Origin of the sequence: Gordonia sp. DT219 (genome assembly GCF_049847065.1) — a bacterium.
Classification (GTDB): Bacteria; Actinomycetota; Actinomycetes; order Mycobacteriales; family Mycobacteriaceae; genus Gordonia.
Genome location: NZ_JBNCNR010000016.1, coordinates 1 through 19,724, shown reverse-complemented (window position 1 = coordinate 19,724; position 19,724 = coordinate 1). Strand labels below are relative to the sequence as shown.

17 protein-coding genes are annotated in these 19,724 nt (G+C 67.8%); 8 read left to right on the top strand and 9 right to left on the bottom strand.

Translation table 11 applies throughout. The features are described 5' to 3' along the window. Positions 1 to 67 precede the first annotated feature (67 nt). The 4 genes from ACPXB3_RS16935 (at position 68) to ACPXB3_RS16920 (ending at position 3,814) form a co-directional block, all read left to right on the top strand. Positions 68 to 1,228, top strand: coding sequence for an LLM class flavin-dependent oxidoreductase (locus ACPXB3_RS16935; RefSeq protein WP_425728617.1), 1,161 nt, complete (start codon positions 68 to 70; stop codon positions 1,226 to 1,228). Then, a complete protein-coding gene (locus ACPXB3_RS16930) occupies positions 1,225 to 1,722 on the top strand; it encodes an NADPH-dependent FMN reductase (RefSeq protein ID WP_425728615.1) in 498 nt (165 codons plus the stop codon). Before ACPXB3_RS16935 ends, ACPXB3_RS16930 begins: the two co-directional genes overlap by 4 nt. Beyond that, on the top strand, positions 1,719 to 2,222 hold the full coding sequence (locus ACPXB3_RS16925) for a flavin reductase family protein (protein WP_425706335.1): 504 nt from the start codon (positions 1,719 to 1,721) through the stop codon (positions 2,220 to 2,222). The genes ACPXB3_RS16930 and ACPXB3_RS16925 overlap by 4 nt, the downstream gene beginning before the upstream one ends. 71 nt (positions 2,223 to 2,293) lie before the next feature. After that, positions 2,294 to 3,814 carry an APC family permease gene (locus tag ACPXB3_RS16920; protein ID WP_425728613.1) on the top strand — a complete coding sequence of 507 codons (1,521 nt, stop codon included), beginning with the start codon at positions 2,294 to 2,296 and terminating at the stop codon, positions 3,812 to 3,814. Between the two features lie 99 nt (positions 3,815 to 3,913). Here ACPXB3_RS16920 and ACPXB3_RS16915 read toward each other — a convergent pair whose 3' ends face one another. The 4 genes from ACPXB3_RS16915 to ACPXB3_RS16900 all read right to left on the bottom strand — a co-directional run bounded on the left by ACPXB3_RS16915 (position 3,914) and on the right by ACPXB3_RS16900 (position 7,833). Further along, a complete protein-coding gene (locus tag ACPXB3_RS16915) occupies positions 3,914 to 4,924 on the bottom strand; it encodes an acryloyl-CoA reductase (RefSeq protein ID WP_425728610.1) in 1,011 nt (336 codons plus the stop codon). Positions 4,925 to 4,978: 54 nt separating this feature from the next. Beyond that, entirely contained in the window at positions 4,979 to 6,127 is a 1,149-nt protein-coding gene (locus tag ACPXB3_RS16910) for a YihY/virulence factor BrkB family protein (protein ID WP_425728608.1), read from the bottom strand. Positions 6,128 to 6,222: 95 nt separating this feature from the next. After that, on the bottom strand, positions 6,223 to 6,696 hold the full coding sequence (locus ACPXB3_RS16905) for a DUF2231 domain-containing protein (RefSeq protein ID WP_425706331.1): 474 nt from the start codon (positions 6,694 to 6,696) through the stop codon (positions 6,223 to 6,225). 66 nt (positions 6,697 to 6,762) lie between these two features. Continuing rightward, complete coding sequence (locus tag ACPXB3_RS16900; protein ID WP_425728606.1) at positions 6,763 to 7,833, bottom strand: ABC transporter permease; 1,071 nt, start codon at positions 7,831 to 7,833, stop codon at positions 6,763 to 6,765. A 161-nt stretch (positions 7,834 to 7,994) separates the two neighbouring features. On the opposite strand from ACPXB3_RS16900, the gene ACPXB3_RS16895 reads away from it, so the two are divergent. Continuing rightward, positions 7,995 to 9,422, top strand: a complete 1,428-nt coding sequence (locus ACPXB3_RS16895; RefSeq protein WP_425728604.1) for a sensor histidine kinase — start codon at positions 7,995 to 7,997, stop codon at positions 9,420 to 9,422. Positions 9,423 to 9,428: 6 nt separating this feature from the next. Continuing rightward, positions 9,429 to 10,133 carry a DUF6766 family protein gene (locus tag ACPXB3_RS16890; protein WP_425706328.1) on the top strand — a complete coding sequence of 235 codons (705 nt, stop codon included), beginning with the start codon at positions 9,429 to 9,431 and terminating at the stop codon, positions 10,131 to 10,133. A gap of 7 nt (positions 10,134 to 10,140) precedes the next feature. Here ACPXB3_RS16890 and ACPXB3_RS16885 read toward each other — a convergent pair whose 3' ends face one another. The 3 genes from ACPXB3_RS16885 to ACPXB3_RS16875 form a co-directional block, all read right to left on the bottom strand. Continuing rightward, positions 10,141 to 10,812 carry a response regulator transcription factor gene (locus tag ACPXB3_RS16885; RefSeq protein WP_425728602.1) on the bottom strand — a complete coding sequence of 224 codons (672 nt, stop codon included), beginning with the start codon at positions 10,810 to 10,812 and terminating at the stop codon, positions 10,141 to 10,143. Positions 10,813 to 10,822: 10 nt separating this feature from the next. Beyond that, entirely contained in the window at positions 10,823 to 15,130 is a 4,308-nt protein-coding gene (locus ACPXB3_RS16880) for a non-ribosomal peptide synthetase (protein ID WP_425728600.1), read from the bottom strand. Positions 15,131 to 15,269: 139 nt separating this feature from the next. Then, positions 15,270 to 16,352, bottom strand: coding sequence for an alpha/beta hydrolase (locus ACPXB3_RS16875; protein WP_425728597.1), 1,083 nt, complete (start codon positions 16,350 to 16,352; stop codon positions 15,270 to 15,272). Positions 16,353 to 16,535: 183 nt separating this feature from the next. On the opposite strand from ACPXB3_RS16875, the gene ACPXB3_RS16870 reads away from it, so the two are divergent. Continuing rightward, positions 16,536 to 17,690 (top strand): MFS transporter, encoded by a 1,155-nt coding sequence (locus tag ACPXB3_RS16870; RefSeq protein WP_425728595.1) that lies wholly within the window; start codon positions 16,536 to 16,538, stop codon positions 17,688 to 17,690. Positions 17,691 to 17,717: 27 nt separating this feature from the next. Here ACPXB3_RS16870 and ACPXB3_RS16865 read toward each other — a convergent pair whose 3' ends face one another. Next, positions 17,718 to 18,191, bottom strand: coding sequence for a MarR family winged helix-turn-helix transcriptional regulator (locus ACPXB3_RS16865; protein WP_425728593.1), 474 nt, complete (start codon positions 18,189 to 18,191; stop codon positions 17,718 to 17,720). 91 nt (positions 18,192 to 18,282) lie between these two features. On the opposite strand from ACPXB3_RS16865, the gene ACPXB3_RS16860 reads away from it, so the two are divergent. Further along, positions 18,283 to 19,221, top strand: coding sequence for an alpha/beta hydrolase family protein (locus ACPXB3_RS16860; protein WP_425728591.1), 939 nt, complete (start codon positions 18,283 to 18,285; stop codon positions 19,219 to 19,221). A 153-nt stretch (positions 19,222 to 19,374) separates the two neighbouring features. Here ACPXB3_RS16860 and ACPXB3_RS16855 read toward each other — a convergent pair. Then, positions 19,375 to 19,724, bottom strand: a 350-nt coding sequence (locus ACPXB3_RS16855) for an HNH endonuclease (protein ID WP_425728589.1), incomplete at its 5' end; no start/stop codon positions are given.

The following is a 19,724-nucleotide window of genomic DNA, read 5'->3' as shown; positions in this document are numbered from 1 at the left end:
CGCCACCCTTCGGGTGCAATGGCTTGGTTGTGCCCGCGCACCCTAGGCGAAAGTGGATTGATCAGGCGTGAAATTTCATTGGTTCCTCCCCACCAACGGCGGTGACAGCAGGACCGTGGTCGGTGGTGGCCACGGTGTCTCCGCCGGAGCGTGGTCGCGGCCGGCATCGGTGCCCTATCTCGGACAGATCGCGCGCAGCGCCGAACAGCTCGGCTTCGAGGCGGCACTGACCCCGACCGGTGCGTGGTGTGCCGACGCGTGGGTGTCGACGGCGATGCTCAGCAGCGTCTCCGAGCGGCTCAAGTTCTTGGTGGCGTTCCGCCCGGGAGCGACCGCGCCGTACCTGTCGGCGCAGATGGCCGGAACCTTCCAGAACCTGTCGGGTGGGCGCCTGCTGCTGAATGTGGTGACCGGTGGCGAGGATGCCGAGCAGGCCATGTTCGGCGACTTCAGCACCAAGGAGGAACGGTACGCCCGTGCCGATGAGTTCCTGGAGATCGTCCGCAGGTTGTGGACCGGCGAGACGGTGAACTTCGACGGACAGTATCTGTCCGTCAAAGATGCGACGCTGCAGCAGATTCCCGACCCGATCCCAGAAATCTACTTCGGCGGTTCGTCACCCGCCGGGATCGCGGTGGCCGCCAAACACGCCGACGTCTACCTGACCTGGGGAGAGCCGCCGGAGGCGGTCGCCGAGAAGATCGATCGGGTCCGCCGCGCGGCCGCCGAGCACGGACGTGAACTGACCTACGGAATCAGGCTGCACACGATCGCCCGGGACACCTCCGAGGCCGCCTGGGCCGAGGCCGACCGGCTGCTCGAACACATCTCCGATGACGACATCTCCCGCATCCAGACCGGGCTGAAGCGGTCGGCGTCGGAGGGTCAGCAACGAATGCTGGCCCTCAACAAGGGGTCCCGCGACGGCCTGGAGATCTACCCGAACCTGTGGGCCGGGATCGGCCTGGTCCGCGGTGGGGCGGGCACCGCGATGGTCGGCTCGTACAGCGAGATCGCCGATCTCGTCGAGGCGTATCACGCCGTCGGCATCGACGAGTTCGTGTTGTCGGGCTATCCGCATCTGGAAGAGGCGTACTGGTTCGGGGAGGGGGTACTGCCCGAACTCACCCGGCGCGGTCTGTGGGAGCATCCCGATCCGGTACCGCCGCGCTCGGGTCCGGTGGCGGTGCCCTTCGGCAGCCCGACCCGGTCGGTGTCGGCGTCATGACGACCGCAGTCGTCGTCGGAAACCCGAAAACGCAGAGCCGCACACTGTCCGCCGCAACGTATCTCGCAACCCAGCTGGGCGGCGCCGAGCCCGACCTCGTCGTCGACCTGGCGACTCTGGGTACCGCGATCCTGGACTGGTCGGATTCACTCGTCGCCGATCTGGTCGAGCAGGTGGGTGCCGCCGACCTCGTGGTGTTCGCCAGCCCCACATACAAAGCCGCCTACACCGGGCTGCTCAAGCTGTTCCTCGACCGGTTTGCCGGTGGGACAGGACTATCCGGAATCGCGATTCCGTTGATGCTCGGCGGTTCGCCGGCGCATTCGCTGGCCCCCGAGTTGGCGTTGCGTCCGGTTCTCACCGAGATCGGTGGGACCGTCCCGGGCCGCGGACTGTATGTGGTCGATTCCCGACACGACGACCCGGAGGCGTACGCCGAGTGGCTCGCGGCCACTGCGCCCGTCGTGTCCCGACTATTGGAGGCACGTCCATGACCGAATTCCGCACCAACCAGGATCTCGATTCAGCCCGACTTCGCAAGGCGTTCGGCATCTTTCCCACCGGCGTGGTCGCGGTGGCGGCGGCGGTCGACGGCGCGCCGATCGGTCTCGCCGCGAGTTCGTTCACCAGCGTCAGCCTCGATCCGCCGCTCGTGTCGGTGTCGATTGCGAACACCTCCAAGACCTGGCCGGATCTGCGCCGCGCCGATCACCTCGGGGTGACCGTGCTCGCCGACCACCAGGACGTCGTATGCCGCCAGCTCGCCGGCCCGGTCGACCAGCGGTTCGAGGGGGTCGCGGTGCATGCCTCCGACGAAGGGGCGATCACCCTCGACGACGGTCTCGCCCAGTTCGATTGCACCGTCTACCGTGAGGTCGACGCCGGTGATCACCTGATCGTCCTGCTCGAGCTGCACGCCGTGCAGCACCCCGAAACGGGTAATCCGCTCATCTTCCATCGCAGTGGATTCGGCAGGCTCGCCCACACGGTCTGACCTATCGATCCGCGTCCTGGGAACGGCGTGTTCGGCAGGCGAGCGGCCCGCACCGCGGTTACCGTCGGGGAATGGCATCGAGCCGGGGCATATTCCGGAAGAAGTCCGTCGAGACCGTCATCCACCAGAACGATGAGGGTCATCAGAACGAGGGCGGCCGCCTCAGACAGACGCTGCGGGCACGCGATCTGATCGGCTTCGGTGTCGGCATGGTCATCGGCACCGGCATCTTCACCCTCACCGGGGTGCAGGCCAAGAACAACGCCGGACCGGCGATCATGATCTCCTTCGCGGTGGCCGGTGTGATCGCCCTGTTCGCCGCGTTCTGCTACGCGGAGCTGTCCTCGGCGGTACCGACCGCCGGCTCCTCCTACATCTACGCCTACACCACGCTCGGCGAGATCTTCGCCTGGATCATCGGCTGGGATCTGATCCTGGAGTTCGCGCTCGGCGCGGCGGTGGTCTCACGTGGCTGGTCGGGCTACCTGCAGGACGTGTTCGATCTGCCCACCAGCTTCTTCGGCGAGCATTCGTCGGTGAACCTCGGTGCGGTGGCGATCGCGCTGGTACTCGGCGTGGTGGCCACCGTCGGGATCAAGGAATCGGGCTGGGTGACCAACGCGCTCGTCTATCTCAAGGTCAGTATCTGCGTCTTCGTCATCATTGCGGGACTGTTCTTCATCAAGGCCGCCAACTACACACCGTTCATCCCGCCGGCCACCTCGACCAACGGCGAAAGCGGACTGCGGCAACCCTTGTGGCAGTGGATCTCCGGTGTCGACGCGACCGCATTCGGGGTGGCCGGGGTCTTGTTCGCATCCGCAGTCGTGTTCTTCTCCTACAGCGGATTCGAGATCGTCGCGAATCTCGGTGAGGAGACCAAGAATCCGGGACGCGACATGGCGCGCGGACTGCTCGGCACGCTGCTCATCTGCACCGCACTGTATGTCGGCGTGTGCTTCGTCCTCGTCGGTATGGTGCACTACACCGACCTGAGCGAGGGTGCGCCGCTGTCGGATGCGTTCAATCAGGTCGGAATGAGTTGGGCCGGTGTCCTCGTCGGGATCGCCGCGGTGGCCGGCCTGTCGTCGGTGATCCTCGTCGACATCGTCGGCATGTCCCGGATCGGGTTCGCGCTCGCCCGTGACGGACTGGTGCCGCATTCGGCCGGCAAGATCCATCCGAGGTGGCGGACGCCATACCGCATCACCATGATGACGACCGCCGCCGTCGTGCTCCTCGCGGCGTTCGTGCCGCTGGCTGCGCTCGCCGAAATGGTTTCCATCGGAACGCTGTTCGCATTCCTCGTCGTCTCGATCGCGGTCCCGGTGCTGCGCCGCACCCAGCCGGAGATGAAGCGTCCGTTCCGGGTTCCGTGGTCGCCGGTGTTGCCGGTCATCTCCGCGATCTGCTGTGCCGGACTGATGGTGAACCTGGCCATCGAGACGTGGCTGCGATTCGTGGTGTGGCTGGTGATCGGACTCGCCATCTACACCTTCTACGGTCGCACACACTCCAACCTGGCCCGGCCGAGCCAGGATTCGCCCACCCCGGCGGCACCTTCGGCTGCCGGTGAGCCGAACGTGCCGTGAGTTGTTGACCAACCGAGAGACCTTCCCGCTCAACGATTTACTTCCCGCTCACCGAGATCGTTGAGCGGGAGGCAAATGGTTGAGCGGGAACTCCTGTCCTCAGTCTGGCGCGCCCTGTACGCGCACGACGGTACGGCCGATCAGCTTGCCGGCCTTGATCGATTCCAGCGTGGCGGGTAGCTCGTCGAGTCCGACCTCGTGGATGATGCGATCGAGATGAATTGGCCGCAAATCGGTTTCGAGACGCGACCAGATCGCTCTGCGCTTCTCGGAGCCGATCTGAACGGAGTCGATCCCGAGTAGCGCCACACCCCGCAGGATGAACGGCATGACGGTGGTCGGCAGATCGACGCCACCGGTGAGGCCACTCGCCGCGACCGCACCACTGTGTTGCATCGTGCTCAACAGCAACGCAAGAGTCTTGCCGCCGACACAGTCGACCGCACCGGCCCACCGGGATTTTCCGAGCGGGCGGATCGTCGTCTCGTCGTCGACGAGGCGGCCGACGACCTCGACGGCACCGAGCTCACGCAACAGGTCGGCCACCTCGGGTTTTCCGCTCGACGCGGTGACGGAAAAGCCTGCGGCAGAGAGCACGTCGACGCTGACCGCACCGACACCACCGGAGGCGCCGGTGACGACGACCGGGCCGTCATGCGGAGTGATCCCATGGTCGAGAAGGGCGGCGACGCTCATCGCCGCGGTGAAACCGGCGGTGCCGATACCGGCAGCCGCCCGGGTGCTCAGCGACCCGAGCGCGACGACGTGGGCGGCCGGAACCCGCGCGTATTCGGCGTAGCCGCCGTGCTGGTCGGTGCCGATCGGTCCGCCGTGCGCGATCACCCGGTCGCCCACCGCGAAGTCGGGGCTCGTCGACTCGACGACCTGTCCGGCGACGTCGATTCCGGGCACGATCGGGTAGTTGCGGACCACCCCTCCGCGCGGCGTGATCGCCAGCGCGTCCTTGTAGTTCACGCCCGAGTACTCCACCGCGATGGTGACCTCACCATCCGGAAGGTCCGCTGCCGACAGGGTCGTGGGTTCGAGCGTGACCTTTCCGTCGGCCTCATCGGCGATCAGGGCGGTGAACTTCTCCGGCGTGCTCGTCATCGTGCTCCTCCGTTGGTGTCGATGGGGCGGTGCGGTGCCCGGCTCTGAGTATGCTCATGACCTCGCGGGCCGCGCGGTCCGGTCGCCCTCGTCGCGGTGCACGCCGGAGTGTCGCCCTACCGGCTCGTTACCGTTCTCGTGCTCCTCGTGACGTTTGCCGGAGCGCCGCAACCGACGTGCCTCCCGGACGAGTTCTTCGTCCTTGTCGGCATTCTTGTCCGAGGCGCGGGTGTCGCGGGGACGCGACTGCAGTGACCGTTCGGCCGGCAGCCCGGCCTGCAACTGGCGGCCGCGTTCGAGTTCCGTGTCGATCTCCGCGCCGAAGAGCAGCGCAAGATTGGTCAGCCACAGCCACAGCAAGAAGACGATCACCCCGGCCAGCGCGCCGTAGGTCTTGTTGTAGCTGGAGAAGTTGGCGACGTAGAGCGCGAACAGGACCGAGGCGACGATCCAGGTGAGGATCGCGACGGTTGCGCCGATACTGATCCACCGGAATTTCGGTTGCGCCACATTGGGAGTCGCGTAGTAGAGGATTGCGACGATGATGATGACGAACACGAGGATGACCGGCCAGCGGGCGATGTTCCAGACGGTGACCGCGGTGTCACCGAGGCCGATCACATTGCCCGCCGACCTCGCGATGGGTCCGCTGACCGCCAGCATGAAGCCGACCGCGGCCGTCATGACCAGTGCGATCAGCGTGATCAGCAGCATCCAGGGCCGCAGCTTCCAGACGGGCCGCCCCTCCTCGATCCCGTACATGCGGTTCAATGCGCGACCGAAGGCGCCGACATACCCCGACGCCGACCACAGGGCGCCGACGATACCCAAGACCAGCGCGAACCCGGCTGACGGTGCTCCGACGAGTTGTTGCACCGGGCCGCGGAGGGTGTCCACCGCCGAACTGGGGCCGAGATCGCCGACCATCTGCAGCACGGAGTCGACGGTGCGTTGCCCCTGGCCGAAGATCCCGAGCAGCGACACCATCGCCAGCAGCGCGGGGAACAGCGAGAGCACGGAGTAGTAGGTGAGCGCGGCCGCGAGATCGGTGCACTGATCGCGGGAGAACTCGCGCATGACCTTGCGCAGGATGTAACGCAGCGACGGCCGGGTGAGGTCGCCGGGGGAGTCGGGCAGGCGATCGTCCTTGGGGTCGACGCCGACATCGTCGTCGTGCTCGGTACGGTCACGGTTGGTGGTCATGCACCCCGGCGTACCCCGACGGCGGACCGGCGAACCATCGTCACGTGGTGGCCGGCGAACCATCGTCACGTGGTGACAGAGGGCAGCCGGTGCGCTCAATTCGCCCAGGTCGCTCGGGCGCCGGCGTCGCCGACGAGGATCACCATCACCACGGTGCCGACGGCCACGACAACGGTGGCGACCGCGAGTGCGATCGTGATGATGCGCGTGGCACCGGCCGACGGCCGGGCCGGCAGGCGGGCGAGGAGCCAGTCCTGGTGCAGTGCCCAGAGCAGGACGGTCAACACGAACAGGGTTGCCACCCAGCCGATCATCTGACCGCCGAGGTCGGCATGCCGGGTCAGTTCCGGGCTGGATTCGGTGTGCTTGCGCAACGACTCGCCGGCCGACGTCGTCAACGGCGTGATGATCATCGCCACGGTGGCGACGATCAGCGGCAACACGCTCAGCCGGGTCCGCGCGGCCGGCCAGACCGCCGCTACCAGGGCGAGCAGCGCCGCGAGCGGAATGGCCACGACCGCAAGGTGAACGAATAAGGGGTGGGCCGGCAGTCCGTTGATCGTGTCCATGCCGAGCAGTGTCGACGAGCGGTGCTTAAGGGATGCTGAAACGGTGCGCGGCCGGCCGAACCCCGCTCAGGCGGTCTCCGTCGTCGACGTCCCCGTGTCTTGATCGGCTGTGTCTTGATCAGCGCGCGTGCCGCGCTCGCCGAACAGGTGCTGCCGGATCAGATAGACCGACATCCCCAGCAGCGACCAGACGGCCAGCACCACATACGGTTCCAGATGTTGATGGCCGTGAAAGTAGACGGCCGTATGTAACGCGTTGACCGATGCGCCTGGTGGCAGATAGCGCCCGATGGTGGCCAGCAGGCGGGGCAGCAGCGGCCACGCCACCGATCCGCCCGAGTACGGATTGCCCAGCAGGATCATCACTCCCCAGGTGGGTAGAATGGCCCACCGGCCGACGAGGGAGCTGAACATGGTGAAGACCATGCCGCAGGTGAACATGGTGAACGCCATCGTGAACCATGCCTCCACGAACGGCAGATCCAGGGTTTGGACAATACTGTCCACGGTGACGGTGGCCAGCAGACTACCCAGTGTGGCGTAGGCGACGGTGAATGCGATTCGCTCCCATGACTTCAGATCGCGCGCTTGCACACCGAGCTGAATGGCGCCGACAAAGCCGACCACGACCGAGGCGATCGTCATATAGAAGACGGTCAACCCATGTGGATCGGTGTGCTGCAGCGGATGCAGATCGGCGACGGTCACCGAGTACCCGGCCCGCTGCGCGGTCTGCGGCAGGACCTGCTCGAGAAGCGCCGCCACCGCCTGCCCGGACGCACTCGAGAGGTCGAGGGCCATATGCCGGTCGGCGTTGGACACCTCCACCACGGCGAACACTTGTTGCTGGTTCAGCGCTTCGATGCCGGCCCCGCGGTCGGCGACGTGGTGCACATCGAGCGAACTGCCCATGGCGGTTTCGAGTTCGCTCTCGAAGGTCTGCGACTGCTGATCTGGTACCCCGCCGACCACGGCGATCGGAATGTTCTCCGGGTGCGGGTTGGCCGTGGCGTAGGTGTAGGAACCGACGAACAATGCCACCGCCACCCCGCACAGCAAGGTGACGACGGTGGCCGGGAGGAACCGGGATCGACGATATCGACGCCACAGGTCGGCTGTCCGCTCGAGGATGGGCACTCGCTCAGCGTAAGCCGATGACGTCGGCCACCGATCCTGAAAGGCGGCTGAAAGGAGTCGCTGGTCGGCTCGCTGCGCGTCGAATAGCATCGGAGACCAGCGTTCGCCGACCCGGCCACCTCCCCCGACGCCCGGGTCTGCGACGCGGAACGGACAAAGCGGTGATCGCATCGGTGCGCAGGAGATGGCCCGTCACCCGCTGGGGCGTGCGGGTGCAGTCGACACTCATCGCCGCCGTCGTGGTGGCCGTGGCACTCGGTCTCGGTGGCGGGCTCAGCCTGTACCTGCTGCACCGCGCCAACACCGATGCGATGTATCGGTCCACCGCCCGACAGGCCTATCAGATCGCCACGGCGATCACCCATGGCGGCGTCGACGCCGTCGACTCCGACGATCTGGCCCCCGGCGCGGGCGTCGACGTGATGCAGGTGCTCGACGAGTACGGGCGCGTGGTGGCGGCGTCACCGGGAGCGCCGAGCACCGCGATCCGATTGACCGGCTACGTGCCACCCGGTACCGGTGACGATCCGCCGGCGCCCGTCTACGCCGACGGCGTGCGGATTCCCGGCTTCCGTGACGAGTACTGCGCGACCGAGGTACTGGCGTCGTATGCCGGTCGGCGGTTTGCCGTCATCGCGCTCGACCGCGCCACCGGAATCCGCAGCAGCGAATGGACCGCGGCCGCCATCATGGCGATCGAGCTGCCGATCATCGCCGCGCTCGGAGCCGCGGCCGTCTATCTCCTGGTGGGCCGCTCGCTGCGGCCGGTCTCGCGGATCTCGCGACGGGTCGACGAGATCGGCGCGAGTCGCCTCGACCAGCGGGTGCCCGTCCCGGCCGCACACGACGAGATCCATGCGTTGGCCCTGACGATGAACGGGATGCTCGCGCGGCTGGAATCGAGCCGGGAGGCCCAGTTGGGGTTTGTCGGCGACGCCTCGCACGAACTGCGGAGCCCGCTCACGACCGTCGTCGGCCTCCTCGACCTCGCCGACGACACCCGCACGCCCATCGACCTCGACACCGTGCGGACGGTGCTGCTGCCCGAGGCGCGACGGATGCAGCGGATCGTCGACGATCTGCTGCTCCTGGCACGCGCGGACGAGAACGGACTGCCGACGAAACGCGTCGACGTCGACCTCGACGATGTGGTGGGCGCCGAGATCCGCCGCCTACGTGCAGCGAATGTGGTTGTGGCGGTGCCCCTTCTGGAGCCGGTACGGATGACCGGCGATCCGGAGATGATCACCCGCGCGGTCCGCAACCTCAGCGACAACGCCGTCCGGTTCGCCAGGGCGTCGGTGTCGATCTCGTTGTCCGCCGACGGGGACGAGGCGGTGATCGTCGTCGGCGACGACGGCCCTGGCGTGCCGGTCGAGCAGCGCGAGCGCATCTTCGAGAGATTCGCGCGTCTCGACGCCGACCGTCGGCACGACTCGGGGGCCGGTCTGGGGCTGGCGATCGTGGCGGAGATCGTGCATGCGCACGGTGGCCGGGTCACCGTGGCCGACCGCGCCGGGGGCGGGGTGGACTTCGAGCTGCGGCTGCCGCGTGACCGGGTCCCGGCCGCCGATACTGCCGTACCGTGATATGGCATGTCCGACAACACCACCTCGCTGGGGCTCATCGGCCGGCACGTGGCACGTCCGTTGCGCAACAACGGTTTGTTCCTCGCCTGCATGGGGTTGTTCCTGATCTTCTTCCTCGGGATGGTGGTGTCGGGGTGGCGGGTGTACAACGCGGATCAGCTCGCGCACGGCAGCTCCGACCAGGTCACCTTCTTGGGCTACTTCCTGACCGGTGACTTCGTCGAGGCGACCTTCGAGAACTGGGAATCGGAATTCCTGCAGATGGGGATGTACGTCGTCCTGACCGCGTTCCTCTACCAGCGCGGGTCGTCGGAATCCAAGCCGATCGACGAGGACGCCCCGCAGGACGCCGATCCCCTCGAGCGGGCCGGCAAGTCGGCGCCGTGGCCGGTCCGGCGCGGCGGCTGGGTGCTCAAGATCTACGAGAACTCCTTGGCCATCGCCTTTTTCGTGTTGTTCTTCTTGTCCATGGCGTTGCATGCATGGGGCGGTGCCCGCGCCTACAGCGACCAGCAATTGCAGCACGGCGAGGCCGCGGTGTCGGTGTGGCGGTATCTGACCACCGCGCAGTTCTGGTTCGAGTCGATGCAGAACTGGCAGAGCGAGTTCATCGCCGTGGCGGCCATCGTCTTCTTGTCGATCTTCTTGCGGCAGCGTAACTCTGCCGAATCGAAGCCGGTGGCCGATCCGCACGCCGAGACCGGTGCGTGAGGACAGCTCACTCCTCCCGCAGCCGGTAGCCCGCACCGCGGACGGTTTCGATCGACGTCACCCCGAACGGGTGGTCGATCCGGCGGCGGAGGTAGCCGATGTAGACCTCGATGATGTTGGTATCGCCGGCATAGTTCTCGTCCCACACCGATTGCAGGATCGAGTGTTTGGAGACCACGGTGCCCTTGTTGCGCATCAGGTATTCGAGGACGGAGTATTCGCGGGGCGTCAAGGTGATGACCTGCCCCGACCGCGCCACGACGCGTTGGGCGGGGTCGATACTCAGACTCCCGGCCGTCATGATCGCGGGACGTTCGCGCCCCCCGCGCCGGACGACGGCCCGCAACCGGGCCTTGAGGACCACCACCGAGAACGGTTTGACCAGATAGTCGTCGGCACCGAAATCCAATGCCTCTGCCTGGTCGTATTCGCCGTCCTTGGCCGAAAGCATCAGCACCGGTGTCCAGACCTGGTGTGTGCGTAGCTCACGCACCACCTCGAATCCGTTGAGACCGGGGAGCAGGATGTCGAGGACGATGGCATCGAAGTCCTCGTCGACGGCCCGCTGCAGGCCCTCGACCCCGTCCGCGGCGACGGCCACATTCCAGCCCTCGCTCATCAGGACCCGCCGAGCCGTCTCCGCGACGAACGCGTCGTCGTCGACCACCAGCACCCGCACCGGTGAGACGTTACCCGGCCTGCCCGCTCGACCCGATGCGCTCGACCAGGTCGGCGAGCAGCGCGTCGGCGGTGTGTACGCCCAGTCCGTCGGTGGTGGTGGTGACGACGAGGTGCAGTTCGCCCGATGGCGCCGGGTTGCCCTCGATCTGCAGTAGCCATCGGCTGTGCGTCGGCCGGAAGCCATGCGCCGTCCCGAATTCGCCCATCTCCGGGGGTGTCGGCGTCCAGCTGATGAGCAGTGGGACCGGGAACAGTCGGCCGGCGACGGCGGGGCGCCCGACGAGATCGAGGATCGTCTCCATCGGCACGGTCGCCGCCCGCAGGCATCGGCGGGACCGGGCCGCGAACTCGACGTCACCGTCGCCAGCGGTCAGCGGGACGATGCCAGAGAAGACGAAGTTGCCCACCATGTTCCGGGTGTCCGGGCCGCGACCGGATACGGGCGTGGCCGAGAGGACCGTGCGATTTCCGGTCCGGGCGGCGAGTGTCTCGGCGACCGCGGTCTCGAAGGCCTCGAACGGCGTCAGCCGGCGTCGGACCGCGTCGGCGTGAAATCGCTTTCCGAGGTTGCGGTCGATGGTTGCCGACCGGCGGACGGCCGACGCCGGCGCGAGATCGGCGGGCGAGACACCGCCGATCTGCCAGGAGGATTGCGGCTCCGCGGACAGGGTGGAGAGCCAGAACTGCTCGTCGTCGGACCCCAGCCGGGTCCCGGTGCCGTGCGCCGGGGCGGATCGGGGCGGTTCGAGCCGTCCGCCCCGCAGCAGTGTCGCGACTTCCGCGCCGAGCAGGCCGAGGGAGTGTCCGTCGACCGCGATGTGGTGTGCGACGACGATCACGGCCTTCACCACGTCACGGTCGGTGATCAACAGCGTGACCGCGATCGGCGGGTCCGAGCGCACGTCGAGGTGTGCAGCCATGTCCCGGGACGCCTCATCGAGCGACTCGTGATCGATCGGTCCCGATATGTGCCGGACGTCGACCACCGAACACCGGGCGGCCTCCCGGGTCACCGCATCGACCCGCCCGCCGGGCCCGTCGGGAAAGACGGTGCGCAGCATGGGATGCCGCTCAAGGAGCAGCGCGACGACGCCCCGGACGGCATCGACGCCGATCGGCGAGTCCGGCCGCGGCTCGAAGGCGGCCCGGATGGTCTGCGCACACGGGTCGGCCGGATCACGGGACACGGTCTGTTGGGCCGGGTGCAGCGCATCGCGCGCGGGTACCGGCTCCGGTGGTGGCCGGACCGTACCGGTCTCCGCGGGCCGATCGGCCATGCGGGCAGCGACCTCGGCGAGGTTGTCGGCGAGGAGCAGCTGGTCGACGGAGAGTTCCGGATAGCCTTCGGCGGCAAGGAGATACACGACCTGCAGGGCGGTCAGCGAATCGCCGCCCTGCTCGAGGAAGCCCTGTTCGGGGTCGACGCTTTCGGCACCGACCGCGGTGCGCACGGCGCGGGCGAGCGCCACTTCATGGCAGCCACGCGGACCCCGGGCATCGCGCTGCTCGGGGATGGCGAGGGCGTCGAGCGCCGCCCGGTCGAGTTTGCCGTTCACGGTGTGCGGCAGGTCGGCGACGACGGTCAGGTGGGCGGGCACCATGTAGCTCGGCAGCTCGGCGGTCAGGGCCGACCGAAGCTGTTGTCCGAGTGCCGCGGCGGGCTCCGCCGGGCTGCTGTCCGGCTCGGCCACGGGAACGACGAAGGACACCAGCGCTTTTCGTCCAGTGGGTGACTCGCGCAGGAGGGTCGCGCTTCGCCGTACCAGCGCGGTGCGGGCGATCGCGGCATCGATCTCGCCGAGCTCGATTCGCAGCCCCCGGACCTTCACCTGGCCGTCACGCCGCCCGAGGATCATGATCTCGCCGGATGGGGTCCAGGTGGCCAGGTCACCGGTCCGGTACATCACGGGGTCGGAGGAGAACGTGCTCGGCGTGAACGCCTCGGCGGTCAGCTCCGGTGCGTCGAGGTATCCGTCGCCGACCGCGGGGCCCGAGCAGTAGAGGGTGCCCACCGCGCCCGGGGGCGCAGGCCGGCCGTGTCGATCGAGGATGGTTTCGGTGACCCCCGTCATCGGCGGTCCGACCGTCACCGTGTCGTCCGGTCGCAGCCGTGGTGAGATGTTGATGCTGCAGCGGGTTTCGGTGGGACCGTAGGCGTTACGCAAGATGACGCGGTCGGCCCAGCGGTCGATGAGGGCGGTGCCGATCGGCTCGCCGCCGACGATCACCTGGGTCAGCTGATCGGCGAGGTCGACGGGCAGGGTCTCGAGCACCGACGGTGTCACTATGGCATGGGAGACCGCATGGCGCCGCATCAGTCGCGCCATCGCCTCGCCACCGCGGACCGCGGCCGGGCAGACGACGAGGGCGGCGCCGGTCGCCGCCGCGGCGAGCATCTCGACGATGCTGTTGTCGAAGGTGAGTGACGATGCGTGGAGCATGCGCGATTCGGTGTTCAACGTGTACTTCATGCGAATGTCTGCCACCAGTGCGGGCAGACCCCGGTGCGGGACGACGACGCCCTTGGGTACACCGGTCGAGCCGGACGTGAACAGGATGTATGCGGTGTCATCGGGTCCGCGATCGGCGCCCGGACAACGGAATTCGCCGTCGTGCGCTGGGTGGGTCGCGCTCTCGGAGTCGAGGTCGATCCACCGGATCGACGGAATCGGCGGGTGGGGTGTCGAGGCCAGCCCGACCGCGATTGCCGTGCGGCCGAGGATGTCTCGGGTGCGCGACTCCGGCAAGAAGCTGTCCTGGGCGGGAACCCAGACGGCGCCGGCGCGGATGACCGCCCAGAACGCCACCACCGAGGATGCCGAACGGTCGAGGCACACCGCGACCCGATCACCGGGCGTGACGCCGGCCTCGGCGAGGAGCCGGGCACCTCGGTCGGCGCGGGCGACGAGTTGGGCTCGCGTGAGCGTGATCTCGCCATCGATGACCGCCGGGGCCGACGGATCGTCGGCGAGCAGTCCGTCGAGGAGTGCGGCGGTCGGCGTGAACGGCGGCGGGTGCGGGCCGCTCCGCACGCGACTTCGCTGCCACTCGTCGTCGACGAATAGTGCCGTGTCGGGGATGGCCGGACCGCCGTCGATCTCGTCGATGAATGCGGCCAGGTACTGATTGAAGCGCGCGGCGAAGGTGTGCAACTCGGCTGCCGACATCGTGTCGGCCGGCACCTCCCACGTCACACTGCGATGACCGTCGGCATCGGCCTGCTGCAGCGTCATCGACACATCGCCGACCGGGCCGGTGCGCAGCACCTCGACGGTCCAGTCCACGCCGGTGTCGGGTGGTGGCGTGAACGGCGGGAGAAGGTTGACGACGGGTCCGAATCCGGTCATGCCCGCCTGCGAACGGAGCATCTCCTCGCGAGGGTAGAGCTGATGGCGAAGTGCGCGTACCACCGCGGTGCCGATCTGGTCGAGCGCGGTCGCGGCGTCGGCGTCGCCGATACCCGGCAGGGTCAGCGGTATGACGTTGGACAACGGCGCCGTGGCTCGGCGGCGCAGCGCAGTGGTGCGGGCCGCCACCGGCAGCGACAACCCGACATCTGCGGTGTCGAGCAGCCGCGCACACAGACCGGCGAACGCGGCGACGACCTCGCCGGTGGACGGCTGCCGGACCGCGGGAAGCGCGACGGTGAGCCGATCGATCCGTGATGTCGGCGGTCCGCGATGTCCCGAGAGCGTCGAGGGTTGATGGGTGGCGAGTATCTCGGACCAGAACTCGGCGTCGGCGCGATGGCGGGGCGACGTGCGGTAGTCGGCTTCGGCGCGGTCGATGTCGTCATCGGAGCCGGCCGAGAAATCGTCGACGAGCGCCGACCCCGCATAGACGGCGCCGACGTGCGACACCACGCGCAGTCCGCCGGCGCCGTCGGTGAGGACGTGATGCACGCGGACGATCAACCGGTGCCGATCGGGGCCCAGACGGTGCAATTGGCTACGCCAGAGAGGCCGTTCGAGGTCGGCCCCGTCCGGGTCGTCGACGAATGCGTCGGTGCGCTTGCGTGATTCGCCGGCCGGGTCGGCGGCGTCCCTGAGATCGACGACTTCGATCGCCACACCGCGCGTGCTGTCGGCCTGGTCGGTACGGAAGGTCGATTCGTCGGTCCGCGCCCCACCCGAGCTCGAGTGATGTGACAGCAGGTAGGTGCCGCGCCAGCCGAGATGATCGAGGACGGAGTCGACGGTATCGCGAAGCCGGTCGACGTCGAGCGGACCGGTCAACAGGATGCTGAATGCGATGACGTGGGTGGTCTCCGGACGAAGAATCTGCGCGAGCCGAAGCGCGCGCCGGGTACTACTCATCGTCGGATGCCCGGAAACATGCCGGTGCCACCGGCCGCACCTGCCGAAACCTCTCGCCGCGGGTCACCATTCATTTCCGCGAGCGTAGGGCGCCGAAGGTGAAGGATTGCTGAAACCGCAGGTCACCCCGGGAGCGACGTCAGACACCCAGTGCGCCGGCGAACATCGGCCACGACGCATGCATCTCGTCCTGCCAGTAACCCCAGGAATGCGTCCCGACCGGCCGGAACCGGACGTGTGCGGGTATCCGAAGCTCGGCGAGGCGGCGCGACAGTGCGCTCGTGCAGTATTGGGCCGCGGCCTCGTCGACCCCGCCGACCGTGACCTGCTGGGCCAGTTGGCCGACGTTGCCTGCGATATGCGGATCGGTCGGCGTGTCGTGTGCACCCGGCAGGCCGGTCGCCGCGCTGATCCACAACGCCGGGGTCGATCGGGCCAGCTTGAAGGCATTGATCACGGGATCCTGTGCGGCCCATTGCGGGTCGCCGGGCGGACCGTACATGTTGCTCGCATCGGCGCCGGCGGGAAACAACGCCACCGAACGAGTGATGAGATTGCCTGCGGGCGAGGCGGTGTCGGCGCATCCGGAGTACGACCCCACCGCACGGTAGAGGCCGGGATGGTTCTCGGCGAGCCTGATCACCGCGGTACCTGACATCGAGATCCCGGCGATGGCGCGCGCCCGCCGTCCGCCATGCGCCGACTCGAAGGTGCCGGGCAGCTCGGAGGTCAGAAATGTCTCCCACCGCAAGGGTCGCGACGACTTCACGCCGAACCGGAAGTTGGCGGCCGGGTCGACCCGGCGCCAATCGGCGTAGTAGCTCGCGGTCCCGCCGATCGGTGTCACCGTCCACACATTCTTGTTCGCGTAGAAGGCGTTTGCATCGGTGGCATGTGTCCAATCGTCACCGTCCTCGCCGCCGGACGATCCGTTGAGGAGGTAGATCACCGGCGCGGTGGGATTGCCGTTCGCCGGCGACTGGACAAGCATCGGCACCTGGGTCTGCATCGACGGAGACCAGACGGATGCCACCGAATTGCGTGCCACCGAATTGCGTGAGGAGAGCGGGGTCTGCCGATAGGGTTGGGCAGCGGTGGCGCGCGCATAGGCGAGGCCATCCAAGGTGTCGGCGCGGGCGTCACCGACATGGGCGACCAGCGCTCCGGCCATGATTGCCACGGACACGAGTGCGAGCCCAGCACGGGTGAGAATGCGATACATGGACGCTCCGGTTGTCGGGTCGGCGACGTGAGTCGGGGACATGGACTCGGGGACATGGACTCGGGGACATGATCTCGGGGCAGGCGAGTTCCGACAAGGAAAGCACACCGAGACCGGTCGTGGGTGCGTACCGGGTGATCGAAGAAGGGATTCATGATGGCGCACAGGTTGACTGGCACCATCGTGGCCGTTCTGATTCTCGCCGGTATCCAGTTCGTGATCGTCGTCGACGAGACGACGGTCGCGTTGCTCGCCCCGGCGGTTGCGCGGGAGTTCGGACTCGGTGACATTGCCCGGCAGATCCTGATCACCCCGTTCGCCGTCGGGTTCGTGGCAGGTTTGCCGACGACCGCGCTGTTGCTGCGGCGCATCGATCCGCGGCGTGTGCTGCCGGCGGCCACCGCCGCCTTTGCGGTCACCGCCGGGCTCGGCGCGCTCGCCCCGTCCGCGCCCTTGTTGGTGGGGGCTCGGGTCTTACAGGGTCTGGCTGCCGCGATGGTGGCGACGAGTGCGCTCGCGTCGTTGCATGTGATCACCCGCTCGGACCCGCGGCGGCTGCGGGCGTTCGCGGCGTATTCGATGGTCTCGGGTTCCGGTGCGGTCGTCGCCCTGGTCGCCTTCGCGCCGTTGGCGCAAGTGTCGTGGCGATGGTGCTTCGTGACGATTGCACTTGCGGCGCTGGGCTTGTCGGTGGCCTGGGCTGCGCTCGGGTACCGCACCGGAGGGGCGCCGGAGCCGACGGAATCGCCGGGGGTCGGGCAATCGCGCGATGCCGACGCGCGGGCCGAAACGGTCCGGACGGCGACGATGTTGGCCGCGGTGGTCGGGGCGAATGCCGCCCTCTCGGCGGTGGTGATCACCGTGAGCTTTGTGCTGCAACAGGATTGCGGCTGGACCACGACTCTCACCGGCCTGGGGTTTCTGCCCCTGAACGCGGCCGCCGCCGTTGCGTTGGTGGCGGTGTCGCCACTGGCGGCGCGATGGGGCGTCGGGGCGGTGCTGGCGGGTGGGCTGCTGGTGATCGTCGTGGGCTGCGGACTGCTCGCGGCCTCGCCACCCACGCCGCTGTACCTGCTCGGGTCGACGGTGGTGGTGGGTGCGGGGATCGGAATCGTGTTCCCCCTGGTCAATTCGGGCAGCCTTGCGAGTGCGCAGGAGCAGCCGCTGGGCCGAGCGGCATGGTTGGGTGCTGCTCAGCAACTCGGCGTCGCGGCGGGCGCGCTGGTGGCGGCCGCGCATTCCGGTGGGGCGATCGGCGCCCTGGCGGCTGTGCTGGGCGCCGCCGTGGTGGCGGGATTGGTGGTACTGGGGCGATGTGGCGGTGTCGCGGCGCTTTAGACGTCTTCGTGGGTCTCGGCGCCGGCCTCAGCAGTCGTCGATGCCGTCGGCGAGGGTGTGTGTGCGGCGGGCGATCTGGGCGAGTGCGGTTTTGAATGCGGACAGTTCTGCGGGCCGTAGTCCGGTGGTCAGCGCTGTCTCGGCGGCGTCCAGTTTCTCGCGTGCACGTCGGAGTGTTTGTCTGCCCTTGCCGGTGATGACGATCTGCCGGGCGCGGCGGTCGGCCGGATCGGGGCGGCGGGTGACGAGTTTGGCGTTTTCCAGATCGTCGAGCAGATGCACCAGCACGGTCTTGTCGATGCCGAGCTGCCGGGCGATCGCGAGCTGTGACGGTGGCTGACCATCGGATACCGCGGCGAGAATGTGATAGCCGCGGGGCCCGCCGGGGAGGGTGGCGACGGCGTCGTCGGCGATCCGCCGGTACGCCTTGGCGACGACGCCGAGAGTCCATCCGAAGTCGGATTCGAGTGGGTGGGTGGCGGCCGCGTCTGACGAGCTCATGTCGGATGACTATACCCCGACGCGGGAGATAGGTGGTCGGAGAACTGATTGGTGTGGCCGATCATCTGCATGTGCAGCTACCGTGGACGCCATGACACATCCAGCAATTCCCAGTGATTCCGTTGTCGGCCAGGCCGCACCTGTGCTGTCGGCCAAGCCCGTCGTGCTCGACGGAGGTGACCGAGGGGTCGACCTGCACGTGAAGGTGTCGGCTCCCGCCGCAGGCGAGAACCTGCCGGTTATCCTGTTCTCTCATGGGTTCGGGTCGTCGGGCGAGATGTATCAGCCGCTCGTCGACTTCTATGCCGCACACGGATTCGTGGTCGTGCAACCGACCTACCTGGATTCCCGCGCCCTCGGTGTCGACCCGCATGATCCGCGGGCGCCGCAGTTCTGGCGCTTGCGCATCGAGGACGCCAAGCGCGTCCTGGACAATCTCGACACGGTCGTCGGCGCGATCCCCGGACTTGCCCCGCGCGTCGACGCCGATCGGATCGGCGCCGTCGGCCACTCGTTCGGCGGGCAGACCACCGCATTGTTGCTGGGCCTGCGCGTGCTCGCACCGGCCGGGCATGGACAGGATCTCTCGGATTCCCGCGTCAAGGCAGGTGTCCTGCTGGCGACCGCGGGTACGGGCGGCGACGACCTCGCACCCGGCATCATCGACAATCTGCCGTGGCTCAACGTGAGCTTTGACGAGATGCGCACGCCCGCACTGGTCGTGTACGGCGATCACGACCAGTCGGTGCTGACCACGCGCGGACCCGATTGGGGTGCAGACGCTTTCCGCCTGTCGCCGGCACCGAAGAGCCTGCTGCGGCTATCCGGGATCGAGCATTCGCTGGGTGGTGCCGTCGGCTACGACTCCTTCGAGACCACCGACAACAACCCCGCCGCGGTGGCGGTGCTGCAGCGGACCACCACCGCATACCTGCGGACGCAACTCGGAATCGATGCGAGCGCCTGGGATCGCCTCGTTTCCGAATTGCGTGACGATGCAAACGGTCTGGCGTTCGTGGAATCGAAGTAGCGTCGAATCTGCCGGCGGGTGGGGGGCCCACGCCCGGGCCGCCGCCCTATGAAGTTCTCAAACAACAATTGCGGTCCCGGCAAGCCGGGTGCAGGGGTCGAAAAGTCGATGTGGCTGAGCCTGTTTCAGGTGGCTGGTGTCAGGCGACTGTTGTCAGGCGGCGCTGTCGAGGTGCAGGGTGCGTCGGTTGTAGGCCGGTAGTGGTCGTCGTCGGGGGTCGACCGTGGCGGGCGGGATGAGCCATGGGTGCCGGTCGAAGCCCATCACGACATCCCACCCACTATCGTGGACGTCGTGGACGTCGTGGTGGCAGCTGGTGCACAGCAAGCAGCCGTTGTCGAGGTCGGTGGCCCCACCGTCAATCCAGTGCTCGAGGTGGTGCGCTTGGGTGCGTGACGCGGGCGCGCCGCACTTGATGCAGCATTCGTCGCGGAGTAGCAACGCTTTTCGTTGCGTCGGGGTGAACAACCGCTTCTCGCGTCCGACGTTCAGCGGCACTTCGT